The following is a 14,456-nucleotide window of genomic DNA, read 5'->3' on the forward strand; positions in this document are numbered from 1 at the left end:
GGCGCAGCCCGGTCGGCCTGACGTCCATCGCCAGCGGCCGGCCCGGCAGCCTTCAAGACGCTGTCACCAATTGGAACAGCGCTGCGACAGCCCGGCGCACGCCGGCCCGAGGCAGCGCCGGCGGCAAGCGTTCCGGCCCCGCCGACGGCGGCCAATCGCCCGCCTTTCCGCCCGCGCCGCGTCATCCGGCGTCACACCCTGGTCACGAAACCCTCGGCACACAAGTTGCGCGGAGCGGATCGGCGCGGCCTGTCGCGCGCCCTCCTCCCGATCACATCCCGCCGGACGGCTGCCTGCCGGACCGTCCTCAAAGGAGCCTTCGATGACCATGATCCACACCGCCGAAGCCCCGTTCGTCGATCCGCCACGCCTGGTCGCTCCGCTGCATCTGCGCTGGGAGGCCGCCGAGGAGTCCTATGTACTGCTCCACCCCAATGGTCCGATCCGCCTCAACGCGAGTGCCGGCGCCATCCTTGCCCGCTGCGACGGCACCCTGCCCGAGCGCACCATCGTCGCCCAGCTCGAAGAGCAGTTCGACGCCCGCGACATCGCCGACGAGGTTCACGGCTTCCTGCTCACTGCCCATGAAGAAGGATGGATCGTCTGAGCATGCGCGTGCCGACGAGCTGCGCGCCCTGCGCGCGGTACTGGCACGCAGTCTGATCGCGCTGGTGCTCTGGTTTGCGCTGGTGGTGTGGCTGCTGCTGCCGGTGCAGGGCGGCTGGTGATTGCAGTCGACGGGCCGCGCCGGTTCAGCGCGCGGTCACCAGCGCGCGCAGCGTGACCAGCGCAGCGCCGCAGTCGTAATCCTCGATCTGGCGTGCCAGCCGCTCGATCGGCTCCGCGCCGATGCTGGCGGCCAGCGCCGGCCGCAGTTCGCTGAAGACATCGCGCGCCGCGAAATCGTCGGTGGCGAGCAGGCGGTCGAGCTGATCGAGCGCCTTGCCGAGCGCGTGCCGCTCGGCCGCCGGTGGCACGGGCGCGGCAAGCGCGGGCGCCAGTCCGTCGAGCAAGGCGCCGAGCGCGAGCGCGCAGGCGTCGACCCGCGCCGGCAGGCTGGCGCCAGCGGCCGAATCTTCGGGTGTCGGCTGAATCGCGCCGTCGGCAAGTTCGGCGGCACGCGCTGCCGCCTCGGCCGCCCGGGCCAGATCCATGATCCCGAGCGCGCCGATGCCGCCCGCCGCGCCGGCCAGCGCATGACTCCAGCGTCGCACCTCGGCCGGCGTGAGATCGCCGGGCCGGCGTTGCGCATGCCGCACGAAGGCGAGCAGCACCCGTTCCAGCAGATCGGTCCGGCCGGCCACGGCTTCGAGCGCACGCGCCACGTCCAGGCCCGGCAGTCGCGCCAGCCGCGCCACCAGCCCGAAGGCGGCATTGGGCTCGGGCAATGCCGTCGGCGGCGGCGCGGCGACGGTGAGGGTGACGGCGGCGGGCACGGCCAAGGCAGCCGCCGGTACGACGGTGGCGACGGGCGCAGCCGCCGACCGGACCGGCGCCGTCGCATCGGCCGGGCTGCCGCCGGCGCTGGTCGGCAGCCAGCGCGCCAGCATGGCGTGCAGCGCGCGCGTATCCACCGGTTTGGCGAGGTGGTCGTTCATGCCGGCGGCCAGGCAGCGCGCGCGGTCCTCGCCGAAGGCACCGGCGGTCAGCGCCACGATCGGCGTCGCCGCATGCCCGGCCAGCTGGCGGATGGCGCGCGTGGCATCGAGGCCGTCCATGCGCGGCATCTGCATGTCCATGAAGATGAGCGACCAGGCGCTGGCGCGCGCCTGCTCCACCGCGCTGTGGCCGTCGGCGGCAATGCTCACCTCCAGCCCGAGTTCGCCGAGCTGGGCCCGCGCCACCTCCTGATTGACCGGATCGTCCTCGCACAGCAGCACGCGCCGGCCCCGGCAGCGCGCCACCAGACTCAGCTCCTCGCGCAGCAGCGCGGTGACGGTGGGCGCGGCGGTAGCGGCGGCCGCTGCGCCGGCCAGCCGCGCCAGCCGCGCGGTAAACCAGAAGCAGCTGCCTTCGCCGAGCTGGCTTTCGACGCCGACCGTGCCGCCCATCAGCTCGGCCAGCCGGCGGTTGATGGCCAGCCCCAGCCCGGTACCGCCAAAGCGCCGGGTGGTGGAGTTGTCGGCCTGCTCGAAGGGCCGGAACAGCCGGATCTGGTCGGCCTCGGCGATGCCGATGCCGCTGTCGCGCACCTCGAAGCGCAGCAGCAGCGCGTCGGGCTCGCAGGCCAGCAGCCGCGCCGCCAGCCGCACGCCGCCACGGCTGGTGAACTTGACGGCATTGCTCGCGTAATTGAGCAGCGCCTGGGTCAGCCGCATCGGATCGCCGCGCAGCCGCGCGACCGGCAGCGCCGGCAGCTCGACCGTGACCGCCAGTCCCTTGGCCCCGGCGCGGTCGGCGATCAGCTCGGCCACGCGGCCGAAGATGGCGCCCAGATCGACATCGCCGATGTCGAGCTCGACCTTGCCGGCCTCGATCTTGGAGATGTCGAGGATGTCGTTGATGACCTGGAGCAGGTGGTGGGCGGCGTCGGCGATCTTGCCCAGCCGCTCGGCCTGCACCCGGTCGCGGCTGTGCCGTTGCAGCAGCTGGGTCAGGCCGATGATGGCGTTCATCGGCGTGCGGATTTCGTGGCTCATGTTGGCCAGGAAATCGCTCTTGGCGCGGTTGGCGCTTTCGGCTTCGAGCGCGCGGCGTTCGAGCGCGGCATTGAGCGCGGCGATCTGCTCCTCGCGCGCGCGCCGCTCGCGGTTGTCGAAGGTGGTGGTGCGGCTGCACACGAAGCGGCCGTCGCGGTCGTAGACGGCGCGCGAATTGAGCACCACCGGCAGCCGGCTGCCGTCGCGGTGGCGCAGCTCGAAGTCGAGCCCCGAGGCTTCGCCGGTGAGCTTGAAATGCTCAAAGCCGTACTCGAAGCGCGGCACGTCGGCCGGCACCAGCACATCGGCCAGCCGCAGCCGGCCCACCACTTCCGAGCGCGCCAGGCCGAGCCAGCCAAGTTCGGTGTCGTTGATCTCGATGAAATGGCCGTCGGCGTCGAGCGAGTGGTAGCCGCAGGGCGCCTGGTTGTACAGGTCGTGGAATTCGGCGGCGCGATGCATGAGCGCGCGGTTGGCATCGGCGAGCTGGGCGGTGCGTTCGGTCACCAGCTCTTCCAGCCGGTAGCGGTGCCGGTCGAGCTCGTCGGCGACGCGGCGGCGCTCGGTCACGTCCACCAGAAAGCCCTGCCAGAGGATGGCGCCGTCGGCTTCGCGCTCGGGCATCGAGCGGCCCTCGACCCAGAGCGTGCCGCGCTGCGGATGGACGACGCGGTATTCGGCCAGCCACGGCGCGAGCCGGCTGGCCGAGGTCTCGATCGAGGCGGCGACGGCGGCCCGGTCGTCGGGATGGATGCGCTCGAACAGCGCATCGGCGCAGTCGCGCACCTCGGCCGGCTCCAGCCCGTAGATGCTGCGCAACGCGGCGGCGGCATAGGGCATCGACATGCGGCCGTCGGCGCCGCGGCGAAACGCGCACAGCACGCCGGGCGCGGTCGCCGCTACTTTCTCGATGAGTGCCTGGTTCGGTGTGGCGGCCGACGCGGGCGTCATGGCCGGGCCTCGTCGTCGCGGTAGCTGGCAGCGATGCGGGCAAAGTCGTCGAAGGCGCGGTCGAAGGCATCGACCACATCGGGGTCGAACTGGCCGCCGCGCTCGGCCATCAGCGCGGCGCGCACCAGGTCGAGCGGGATCGGCGCCTTGTAGGGCCGGCGGCAGGCCATGGTGTCGAAGGCGTCGACCAGCGCCATCAGCCGCGCGCCGGCCGGGATGGCGTCGCCCGCCAGCCGGTCGGGATAGCCGCGGCCGTCCCAGCGCTCGTGGTGATGGCGCGCAATCTCCTTGGCGCGCGTCAGAAAGGCCACCGGCCGCTCGGCGTCGCGCTCGGCATTGGCGATGGCGTCGGCGCCCAGGCGGGCATGGGTTTCCATCAGCGCGCGCTCGTCCGGGTCGAGCCGGCCGGGCTTGAGCAGCACCGAGTCGGGAATGCCGACCTTGCCGATGTCGTGCAGCAGCGCCGACTTGGCCAGCAGCTCGATGTTGTCGCCGGTCAGCTCGGCGCGAAAGCGCGGATGCTCGCGCAGCCGCGACGCCAGCAGCCGCATGTAGGCACGGGTGCGGCGCAGATGGTTGCCGGTGCCGACATCGCGGGTCTCGGCCAGCCGCGCCAGCGCATGGATGGTCACGTCCTGGATGATCTGGTTCTCGGCCATGCGGCGCGCCACTTCGTCTTCGAGCGCCGCATTGATGTCGCGCAGCCGGTCGTGGGCACGCTTGAGTTCGAGCTGGTTGCGCACCCGCGCCAGCACCAGCGCCGGCACCAGCGGCTTGGTCAGGTAGTCGACCGCGCCGAGCATGAGGCCGGCGCATTCGTCGTCCACCGAGCTCATGGCGGTCACGAACATCACCGGGATGCTGGCGGTGCGCGGATCGAGCCGCAGCCGGGCCAGCACTTCGTCGCCATCCATGCCCGGCATCATCCGGTCGAGCAGGATCAGCTCCGGCTCGGGTGGCGTCAGCGCCACCTCCAGCGCACGCGCGCCGGAGGTGGCCACGCGCACGCGGTACAGCGGCTGGAGCATGGCGCCGAGCACGGCGATGTTGTCGGGGTTGTCGTCGACCACGAGCAGAGTCGCGCCCACATGGGACTGGGTGTCGGCATCGCCATCGGAAAGGCGTAGGTCCATGGCATCAAGGGGTGGCCTGAAAGGCGATTTCGTGAGCGGATATGAAAGGCAGGCGAATTGCACGATGCAACGGCTCGCGTCGCCGATTGCAACAGCCGGCCGATTGATTCGCATCAAGCTTCAGTGTCGGCGTCTGCATGCGCGCGCCACAGCGCGAAAACACCGTCTTGCGACAAGCGCTCGAAGCTGGAGCGTCACCGGTCGTCGTCGCACGGCAACGCCGGCCGGCGCAATTTGACTTCGCTCAGTCCAAAGCGAACCGGTGCCCGCCGCACCGCCGTCGCACTACCTAAATCAACTTGGCCACGGCCTCGGGCTTCTAGCGTCGATACCAGCGATTCATCCGTTCGACCCGACCATACGAGGCCACCATGCAAGCCAACTTCATCCGAATCGGCGCCGCGCTCGCTCTTGCCTGCGCCTTCCTGCCCGCCGCGAGCGAAGCCGCCAGCGTCGTCACCGCCCACACCCAGACCGCCGTCGTCGCGCGCGCCGGCCGCGCCCAGGCCGAAGCGCTGCTCGAACGCGCCGTCGTCGCCTACGTGAAGGACGGCGCCGCCGCGCTGGCCGAGTTCAGCCAGCCCGCCGGCAGCTTCGTCGTCGGCGACCTGTACGTCGTGGCGCTCGGCACCGACGGCGTGCTCAAGGCCAGCGCCAACAATCCCGAAAGCCTGGTCGGCAAGCCGGTGCTCGACGTGCACGACGCCGCCGGCAATGCGCTGTTCCGCGACTTCCTCGACGCCACCGCCGCCACCGGCCAGGGCAAGACGCAGTACCTGTGGCGCAACCCGGTCAGCAACCACATCGAGAACAAGACCGCGCTGCTCCAGCGCGTGGGCGACGTGGTGCTGGCGGTCGGCTACTACACGCCGCGCTCCACCGCCGAGCAGGCGCATGCCTTCCTCAACGGCGCCTATGCCGAGCTGGAACGCGTGGGCCCGAAGAAGGCCTTCAAGGAATTCAACGATCCCAAGGGCGCCTTCGTGCGCAACGACCTCTACGTGTTCGCCATCGGGCTGAACGATGCGCGCTATCGCGCCAACGGCGCCAACCCCGGGCTGGCCGGCAAGGATGTGGCCAATCTGCATGACGCCGCCGGCACGCCGATCGTGGCCGAGATGATTTCCATCGTGAACAAGCAGGGCGCCGGCTACATCGACTACATCTGGCGCAATCCGGTCACCAACAAGGTCGAGAACAAGACCGCCTATGTGCGCCGCAGCGGCGATGCGCTGATCGGCGTGGGCTACTACAGCGTCAAGTGATCCTTCCGGCGCGGCGGTGCAAGGCCGCCGCGCCGGCCGGTCAGAGGAAGCGGAAGGCGCAGATCGCCACCAGCGTGGGCAGCGCCGCCGCCAGCAGCAGCGGCAGCGGCGCCACCGTCTGGTGCTCGAAGCGCTCGCGCAGGATCGACACCGCCGCCGGATTGGGCGCATTGGCGATGATCGTCAGCCCGCCGCCGGTCACCGCGCCGGCCACCAGCGCCACCTTGAATTCATCGCTCAGGCCCTGCACCAGCGAGCCCAGATAGGTCAGCGCCGCGTTGTCGGTGATGGCCGTCAGCGCGGTCGCGCCGTAGTACACCTGCTCGGCGCTCAGGCTGGTCAGCACCGGTTGCAACCACCATTGCTGCTGCCCGCCCAGCACCACCAGCCCGGCCAGAAAGAAAGCCACCAGCAGCCCCTCGCGCAGGATCAGCCGCTCCTGATGGCGCGCATAGGCCGTGGTGTAGCCCATGAAGAACAGGAACAGGCCCATGAACACCACCGGGTGATGGGCGAACACCACCACGCCGGCCAGAAACAGCAGATGCACCGCCACGACCGGCAGCGGCGCCGGCGCCACCGCCTCGCCGGCGGGAGCCGCAGCCAGCCCGGCCAGCTCGCGCCCGAACAGCAGCGTGACTGCCGTGGCGTTGACCGCCACCGCCAGCGCCGCGCGCCAGCCCAGCGTGCCGAGCATGAAGGCGTTGTCCCAGCCCCAGGCGCTTGCCACCATCAGCACCGGCGGCGCGGCAAAGCTGGTGAGCGTGCCGCCGATCGACACATTGACGAACAGCACGCCGAGCGTCGCGTACTTGAGCCGCTGGCTCGCGCCCGGCGCGAAGTAGCGGCTGCGCAGCATCAGCGCGGCCAGCGTCATCGCCGCCGGCTCGGTGATGAAAGAGCCGAGCAGCGGCACCAGCGCCAGCGTGAGCCAGAACACCGCCGTCACCTCGGGCAGCGGCAGCAGCCGCGCCAGCTGGCCGATGACCGAGCGCGCAAAGCCCAGCACCGGCCGCGTGCCGGCCACCACCATGATGACGAACACGAACATCGGCTCGGTGAAGTTGCGCCCTTCCAGATAGCCGATGGCGGCCTCGCGCCCGTCGATGGCGAAGGTGACCAGCACCAGCACCATGGCCCAGAAGCCGAACACGATCTCGACCTCGCCGAGCAGATGCCACAGGCCCGCATGCACCGGCTGGGCATGCGCCAGCCGCTCGAAGATCCTGGTGGAGAAGGTGTGGACGAGCGCGACGGCGAACAGCGCCGCGCCGATCAGCTGGAGCGTGGTGGGGCTGGGCATGGGCAGGTGGCAAGGTTGTGGCGCGCGACACCGGTCGCGCGCGGAGCCCGAGCTTACGGCCTCGCTGCGCCGTGCCGACGCTTGCGCACCGTCGGGCCGACCGCCGCTCAAGAGGCGGCGCAGGCCGCCGTCATCTGCGGCATGGCGGGCATCGGCCCGCGCCCGGGAGATTCGTCATGAGCATCAGCATCAACGCCAGCCCGTCGGCCGCCATTGCCGGCGCCAGCAGCGGCGACAGCATCGGCATCGCCGTCCTCAAGAAGGCGCTCGATGCCCAGGCCAGCAGCGCCGGTCAGCTGATAGGCAACCTGCCCGCACCGGCACTGCGCGCGCCGGTGGGTTCGCTCGGGCACAGCATCGACACCCACGCCTGACGCAGCGCGCGACTGGCCGGCGCATTCCGCGCACGCAAAAAAAACGGGCGCCGCAGATACGGCGCCCGTCGCAGGCCTCCCGGTAGGAAGGCCCTTGCAATCGAAACGGATCAGAGCTTGTCGGCGAGCTTGAACACCCAGACCGAGCCGCCCTGTTCGAGCATGTTGACCTTCTTGGCCACGTCGCCGCCCCAGAGCGGGACCGCACCGCCCCAGCCCGACACGACCGCGACGTACTGCACGCCGTTGTCGATCCAGGTGACGGGAGGCGCGACCACGCCGGTGCCGGTCTGGAACTGCCAGAGTTCCTTGCCGGTCTTGGCGTCGATCGCCTTCAGGAAGCCTTCGGGCGTGCCATAGAACACCAGGTCGCCGGCGGTCGTCATGACGCCACCCCAGAGCGGGGCGTTGTTCTTGACTTCCCAGACGATCTTGCCGGTCTTCGGGTCGACCGCGCGCAGGGCGCCGATGTAGTCGTCGATGGTCTTGATCGTGAAGCCGGCACCCAGATAGGCCGCGCCCTTCTTGTACGAGATGGGCTCGTTCCAGATGTCCATGCCCCATTCGTTGGCCGGCACGTAGAAGTAGCCGGTCTTCGGGCTGTAGGCCATCGGCATCTGGTTCTTCGCGCCGAGGAAGGCCGGCGCGGCGAACACGCTGGTGCCCTTCTTGTCGTCGCCAGTCGTCGCGGGCGCGCCCGGACGATTGTCTTCGATGTAGTTGGGACGGCCGGTCTTCAGGTCGATGCTGGAGGCCCAGGTGATCTTCTTCACGAACGGGAAGGCGTTCTGCAGCTTGCCGTCCTTGGCGTCGATCACGTAGAAGAAGCCGTTGCGGTCGGCCTTGGCGCCCAGACGCTTGCCGCCCTGGTCGAAGGTGACGAACTCGTTCACACCGTCGAAGTCCCAGCCGTCATGCGGCGTGGTCTGGTAGTGCCAGACGATCTTGCCGGTCTTCGGATCGAGCGCGAGCGTCGAGCTGGAGAACAGGTTGTCGCCGGGGCGCAGATGGCTGTTCCAGGGCGACGGATTGCCGGTGCCGAAGAAGATCAGGTCGAGCTTGGGATCGTAGGTGCCGCCGAGCCAGGTGGCCGCGCCGCCGGTCTTCCACAGATCGCCGGGCCAGGTGGCATTGGTCGTGCCGCTGACGCCGGCATCGGTCTTGTTGCCATCCTTGTCGTAGCTGTAGCCCATGTAGCCTTCGACCGTCGGACGCGACCAGACGAGGTCACCGGTCTTGGCATTGCGCGCTTCCACGCGACCGACCACGCCGAATTCGCCGCCCGACACGCCGGTGATGACCAGACCGTGGGCAATGATGGGCGCTGCGGTGTTGGAGTAGCCGGCTTGGTAGTCGTCGACCTTCTCCTTCCAGACCACCTTGCCGGTGTCCTGGTCGAGCGCGACGAGTTGCGCATCGAGCGTGTTGAAGATGACGAGGTTGTCGTACAGCGCGGCGCCGCGGTTCACCACGTCGCAGCAGGGCATGATGCCGTCGGGCAGGCGGTGCTCGTACTTCCACAGCTTGTGGCCGGTCTTGGCGTCGAGCGCATAGATGCGCGAGTACGAGGCCGTGACGAACATCTTGCCGTTGTGGATGACCGGCTGGCTTTCCTGGCCGCGCTGCTTCTCGCCGCCGAAGCTGAAGCTCCACGCCGGCACCAGCCGCTTGACGTTGGTCGTGTTGATCTGGTTGAGCGAGCTGAAACGCTGGCCGTCGGGCGTGATGCCCCAGGTGACGACCTGACTGGTGTTGGACGCGGCGTTCTCGATCATCTGATCGGTAACGCCGGCATGCGCAGCGGCCGCGGCGCCGAACATGAAGCCGGCCGAAATGGCCGCGGAAAGCAGAGTCTTGCGCATGGGGGTTGCCTCCTCTCGTTTGGTGTGCACGTCGTTCTGATGACGATCGTGACTCCTCAAGGGCAATCCGCATGCCATCGCTTGCAAGCCTCAAATGACGGCTTTTTGCAAGGGAAAGTCCCAGCTCTTTGGCGACCACCCCGGACGCTAATGACACACCTGTTGCACGGTGCAACAGCGCCGGGGGGCCGGGCTGGAACAGCGACGGATCAGTCGGCGAACGCACCCCAGGGCGTGTCGCCGACCGGGATCGTGGCCGCCACCGTGCGCGCGACGGTGTCGATCACCGTCACCTGATTGGACCGGCCGGCCGCCACATAAAGCTTGCCGCCGCTGCGGTCGAGGCTCATGTTCCACGGCCGCTTGCCGACCGGCAGCGTGGTCGTCAGCTCGCGCTTCGCGGTGTCGATGAAGCTCACCGTGCCGTCGCCGCCGTTGCTCACATACAGCGTCGCGCCGTCGGGCGAGATCGCCAGTCCGTTGGCACGCACGCCGGCCTTGATGCTGCCCAGCGGCTTGAAGGTCGCCACATCGACGATCCAGACCGCATCCGACAGCTCGCAGGCCACATAGGCCAGCTTGCCGTCCGGGCTGAAGGCGATGCCGCGCGGCCGCTTGCCGACCATCACGCTGGCGACCACCTTCTTTCTGGCCACGTCGATCACGTCGACCTGCTCGCCGTCCTCGGCGCCGGCGAACACGTACTTGCCGTCGGGGCTGAACACCGAGTGCTCGGGGTTCTCGCCCGGCACCTTCACCTTGAAGACAACGGCGAGCTTCTCGGTATCGACGAAGGCCACGCTCTGCGCCTTTTCGACCGCGGCGGCAATCCACTTGCCGTCGCGCGAGATGTAGACGCCCTCGGGCGACTCGCCGAGCGCGATGCGCGCCACCGGCTCGCGCGTGGCGGTATCGAGCACCAGCAGCCCGTTCGAGGCCATGTCGCTCACGAACACGCGCTTGCCGTCGGGCGCGATGGCCAGCCCGCGCGGCCGGCCGCCGACCTTGATGCTGGCCTCGGTCGCGCCGCTCGCCGCATCAATCACGCCGATGCTGCCCGCGCCCTCCTCGGTCACGTAAACCTTGGCCGCCGATGCGCTGCCCGCCATGAGCGCAAACAGCGCCGCCAGAACTGCCTTTTGCATGAAGTCTCCTCTTGGGTCTTGTGGTCGATGTGTTGCGCCGGAGCGCAGTTGCACAGTTGTCGCAGCATGCATGCGCCGTGCCCCGTTGCCGTTTGAAACAGTGTGCGAATGCGGCAGTGCAGCATGTGCCGCCGGCGACGCGTCCCGTCGCGCGACATGCCAGCCGCGCGACTGGATCGCACTGGCGCAGACAGTGTTCCAGCCTGTTCCAGCACGCCACAACCGCACCGGGAATAACCCGCGTGCGGCGCTGCGGTGGCATGTGCGTTGCGCCTTGTTACCTCGATCCGACCGCTCACGGACGGACGCAAACAAATGCAACTGGAGAGGAGACAACACATGATCTCGATGCGCGCACGCACGCTTGCCCTGGCCCTGGCCGCCCCCGCATTCGCCCTGCCTCTCGGCGCTCAAGCCGTCGAATTCAAGGCTGGCGACTGGACGCTCGATCTGGGCGGCATCGTCAACGCCTACTACACGTCGACCAGCTGCTCGGGCACGCAGGTCGGCGGCATTGCGCTGGCCAGCAAGGCACTGGGCTGCGGCGGCACCGACGGCCGCACCACCATCGGCAATGGCCTGCTGCCGAACGCGCTCATCACCAGCGTCAAGACCACGCAGGACGGCGTGGACATCGGCGCCACCATCCTGATCGCGGTCCACACCGCCACCAGCAGCGCGGTTGCCGAGAACAACAACGTCGACGTGCGGCGCGCCTTCTTCACGGCCGGCAATGCCGAGACCGGCACGTTCAAGATCGGTCGCGACGGCGGCGTGTTCGGCGACGCGGCCATCTTCGGCGACATGACGCTGCTGGGCGCCGGCGCCGCCGTGCAGGCCACGCAGCGCGGCCGCGTCACGCTGGGCCACATCGGCGCCGGCTACAGCTATCTCGGCTACTACGGCCAGCTCACCTATCTGTCGCCGAGCGTCAACGGCTTCTCCGTCGAGGGCGGCGTGTACAGCCCGGTCGACGGCACGGCCACCAACAGCGGCAAGTCGCCGCAGGCGCAACTGCGCGGTCTGTACAAGTTCGAGGGCGGCAAGGCGTGGGTGGCGGGCAAGACCCAGCGCTTCAAGTCCGATGGCAGCACCAACGCCCCCGACAGCTTCACGATGAACGCGGTGGAAGTGGGCGCGCTCGGCGAGATCGCCGGTTTCGGCCTGATGGGCAACTACCAGACCGGCAAGGGCCTCGGCATCCTGTCGGAAGGCGACTCCGGCAAGGCCAAGCAGCACAACTGGATCACCCAGGCCACCTACGCCATCACGCCCAAGCTCAAGGCTGGCGTCAGCTACGGCGAAAGCAAGCTGAAGGACGGCTCGGGTTCCGACTTCGAGAAGAACACCAACGGCACGCTCGGCGCGTACTACAAGCTGACCAAGTCGGTGACGGTCGTGGCCGAAGTGGGCCGCACCGAATCGAAGGCGTTCGATGGCGGCAAGGCCAAGATGAACGGCGGCTCGGTCGGCGCAATCCTGTTCTTCTAAGGCGGCACGCGGTTCGGCCGGTGTCGGCGGATTGCGCCGGCAGCGGCCGGGCGGCGGTGCGCCGGTGCCAGCAGGCCGGCTCCGACTGCCTTTTGCTCCGCCGCGTTTTCATTGGCACGGGCCGGGTAACACTTCATCGTGCCGTGCCGGGCGGGCCTAGGCTCCTAGCCCCGCCACCCGACCTCGCAGGGCTCGATGGCTCAAGCCAACAACAACTCCCCGCTGACGCAGGCGCTCGCGCGCTTTGCCGATCCCGCCGCCGATCCGGTGCGGCTGCTTGCCGCCCTCGTGGCCGCCGTGCGGCCGCGCCGCGCCGACGATGCCGACGAGGCGCGCGGCCGCTTCGGCCTGCTGCTGACCCAGCTCGAAGCCGAGCCCGAGCTGCGCCGCCAGGTGCGCGCGCATTTCACCGCGCTGCTCGCCAGCCGCCGGCTCACCAGCTTCTTCGCCGACAGCGGCATCCTGCCGGCCACCGGCTTCTTCACCGAACTGTGGCGACTGGTCGCCAAGCGCCTGCTGCCAGAGCTGCCCGACGAGCGCGAATTCCGCGACGCGATGCGCTCGATCTTCAACCGGCCGCGCGACTGGGAATGGCTCGATTCGCTCGACCGCGCCGAGCTGCTGCGCTTCTGGCGCTGCATCGCGCCGGGCGACGGCATCGGCGAGACCGAACGGCGCCAGCTGGTCGACGATCTGCTCGACGCGGCGCTGCTGCTGGCCTATCGCGTCGGCGGTCTCGGCATCGAGCGCGAACTCGCGCCGCTCGCGCCGACCTTCCGCGACTTCACCGCGCGCTTTCTGGCGGTGGCGCGCGAGACGCAGGTGTTCGTCGACGGCTACCGCGCCCATCTCGACGATCCGTCCGCGCCGGTCGAGGACGAGCGCCAGCTGGTGGTCATCATCGACCAGTGCCAGGACGTGCTGAAGCGCGCCCACCGCATCGCGCGCACCGTCGGCACCAGCACCCATCTCACCTATCTGATGACGCGCGCCGGCCAGAGCCTGGACCGGCTCGAAGCGGTGGTGAGCCTGCTCGGCGCGCGGTTTCGCGGCGAGGCGCGCGACGCCGCCCTCGCCGGCTGGACCGCCATCGCCCACGACACGCTGCAAGCCGAAAGCCGGCGCGACAGCGTGCGCGCCCACATTGCCGGCGGCCTCGGCCTGCTGGCGCTGCGCGTGACCGACAACGCGGCCCAGACCGGCGAGCACTACATCGCCAGCAACCGCGCCGAGTACTGGGCCATGTGGCGCTCGGCCGCCGGCGCCGGACTGATCATCGCCGGCATGGCGCTGCTCAAGGTGTTTCTCGGCAAGGTCGATGCGTCGCTGGCCGGCACGGCGCTGCTGTACAGCCTCGATTACGGCATCGGCTTCGTGCTGATCTATCTGCTGCATCTGACCGTGGCCACCAAGCAGCCGGCGATGACGGCGCAAACCCTCGTCGGCCAGCTCGGCGAGGTGAGCCGGGGCCGCATCGCGCGGCTCGACGAGATGGCCGAACTCATCGGCGCGGTGGTGCGCACCCAGATCGCCGCCATCCTCGGCAATGTGACCGTGGCGCTGCCGACCGCGATGGCGCTGTGCTGGGGCATGAGCCTGTGGCTCGGTCAGCCGGCGGTCGGCATCGAGAAGGCCACGCATCTGCTCGAAGACCTCGATCCGCTCGGCCTGGCGCTGCCGCATGCGGCGATTGCCGGCGTGTTCCTGTTCTTCTCGGGCGTGCTGTCGGGCTATTTCGACAACAAGGCGCGCATCGAGCGCTTCGGCGCGCGGGTGGCGCGCATCGGCTGGCTGCGCCGGCTGCTCGGCGAGCACCGCGCCGGCCGCTTTGGCGAGTACATGGAAAGCCGGCTCGGCGGGATCATGGGAAATCTGCTGTTCGGCTTCATGCTCGGCAGCACCGGCACCGTCGGCGCCATCCTCGGCTGGCCGATCGACATCCGGCACATCGCCTTCGCCTCGGCCAATCTGGGCTTTGCGCTGGTGGCCTTCGACTTCGCCCTGCCCTGGCAGACGGTGGCGACGGCGGCGGCCGGCGTGGCGCTGATCGGGCTGGTGAACCTGGGCGTGAGTTTCTCGCTCGCGCTGTGGATGGCGCTGCGCGCGCGCCAGGTGAGCATGGACGGCCGGCAGGTGAAGGCGCTGGCCGGCGCGCTGTGGCGGCGCTGGCGCAGCCAGCCGCTGCGCTTCATCGGCGCACCGCCGCGCACGATCGAGCGCTAGCCGGCGGGCGGCGCCGGCTGGCCGGGCGCCGCGCCACCGGGCACGCGCCGATGCAGCGCCGCGGGCACGG

11 protein-coding genes are annotated in these 14,456 nt (G+C 69.6%); 6 read left to right on the top strand and 5 right to left on the bottom strand.

What is annotated here, in order from left to right; translation table 11 throughout:
* The first annotated feature begins 322 nt into the window (after window positions 1-322).
* Together pqqD and B9P64_RS24865 are read left to right on the top strand one after the other, a co-directional pair.
* The gene (pqqD, locus tag B9P64_RS00560; protein ID WP_235839843.1) at window positions 323-607 is read left to right on the top strand and encodes a pyrroloquinoline quinone biosynthesis peptide chaperone PqqD; all 285 of its coding nucleotides are present in this window, start codon (window positions 323-325) and stop codon (window positions 605-607) included.
* Window positions 585-728 carry a hypothetical protein gene (locus B9P64_RS24865; RefSeq protein ID WP_176256669.1) on the top strand — a complete coding sequence of 48 codons (144 nt, stop codon included), beginning with the start codon at window positions 585-587 and terminating at the stop codon, window positions 726-728. The genes pqqD and B9P64_RS24865 overlap by 23 nt, the downstream gene beginning before the upstream one ends.
* Before the next feature lie 24 nt (window positions 729-752).
* Here B9P64_RS24865 and B9P64_RS00565 read toward each other — a convergent pair whose 3' ends face one another.
* The gene (locus B9P64_RS00565) at window positions 753-3,590 is read right to left on the bottom strand and encodes a PAS domain-containing hybrid sensor histidine kinase/response regulator (protein ID WP_085314332.1); all 2,838 of its coding nucleotides are present in this window, start codon (window positions 3,588-3,590) and stop codon (window positions 753-755) included.
* Window positions 3,587-4,723 carry an HD-GYP domain-containing protein gene (locus tag B9P64_RS00570; protein ID WP_085314333.1) on the bottom strand — a complete coding sequence of 379 codons (1,137 nt, stop codon included), beginning with the start codon at window positions 4,721-4,723 and terminating at the stop codon, window positions 3,587-3,589. The genes B9P64_RS00565 and B9P64_RS00570 overlap by 4 nt, the downstream gene beginning before the upstream one ends.
* 371 nt (window positions 4,724-5,094) lie before the next feature.
* Between B9P64_RS00570 and B9P64_RS00575 the strand changes: the two genes are divergently transcribed.
* On the top strand, window positions 5,095-5,988 hold the full coding sequence (locus B9P64_RS00575; RefSeq protein ID WP_085314334.1) for a cache domain-containing protein: 894 nt from the start codon (window positions 5,095-5,097) through the stop codon (window positions 5,986-5,988).
* Between the two features lie 40 nt (window positions 5,989-6,028).
* Here B9P64_RS00575 and B9P64_RS00580 read toward each other — a convergent pair whose 3' ends face one another.
* The gene (locus B9P64_RS00580; protein WP_085314335.1) at window positions 6,029-7,291 is read right to left on the bottom strand and encodes a putative Na+/H+ antiporter; all 1,263 of its coding nucleotides are present in this window, start codon (window positions 7,289-7,291) and stop codon (window positions 6,029-6,031) included.
* A gap of 176 nt (window positions 7,292-7,467) precedes the next feature.
* On the opposite strand from B9P64_RS00580, the gene B9P64_RS00585 reads away from it, so the two are divergent.
* Window positions 7,468-7,665, top strand: a complete 198-nt coding sequence (locus B9P64_RS00585) for a YjfB family protein (RefSeq protein ID WP_085314336.1) — start codon at window positions 7,468-7,470, stop codon at window positions 7,663-7,665.
* Window positions 7,666-7,775: 110 nt separating this feature from the next.
* Here the strand turns inward: B9P64_RS00585 and B9P64_RS00590 are convergent, their stop codons facing one another.
* Both B9P64_RS00590 and B9P64_RS00595 read right to left on the bottom strand, forming a co-directional pair.
* Window positions 7,776-9,527, bottom strand: a complete 1,752-nt coding sequence (locus B9P64_RS00590) for a PQQ-dependent methanol/ethanol family dehydrogenase (RefSeq protein WP_085314337.1) — start codon at window positions 9,525-9,527, stop codon at window positions 7,776-7,778.
* Window positions 9,528-9,736: 209 nt separating this feature from the next.
* The gene (locus B9P64_RS00595) at window positions 9,737-10,672 is read right to left on the bottom strand and encodes a beta-propeller fold lactonase family protein (RefSeq protein WP_085314338.1); all 936 of its coding nucleotides are present in this window, start codon (window positions 10,670-10,672) and stop codon (window positions 9,737-9,739) included.
* Window positions 10,673-11,011: 339 nt separating this feature from the next.
* Here B9P64_RS00595 and B9P64_RS00600 point away from each other — a divergent pair, with 339 nt between their 5' ends.
* Together B9P64_RS00600 and B9P64_RS00605 are read left to right on the top strand one after the other, a co-directional pair.
* Window positions 11,012-12,163 (top strand): porin, encoded by a 1,152-nt coding sequence (locus B9P64_RS00600; protein WP_235839844.1) that lies wholly within the window; start codon window positions 11,012-11,014, stop codon window positions 12,161-12,163.
* Window positions 12,164-12,358: 195 nt separating this feature from the next.
* Window positions 12,359-14,386 (top strand): site-specific recombinase, encoded by a 2,028-nt coding sequence (locus B9P64_RS00605; protein ID WP_085314339.1) that lies wholly within the window; start codon window positions 12,359-12,361, stop codon window positions 14,384-14,386.
* The last annotated feature ends 70 nt before the right edge of the window (window positions 14,387-14,456 follow it).

The organism is Derxia lacustris (assembly GCF_002105195.1).
Classification (GTDB): Bacteria; Pseudomonadota; Gammaproteobacteria; order Burkholderiales; family Burkholderiaceae_E; genus Derxia; species Derxia lacustris.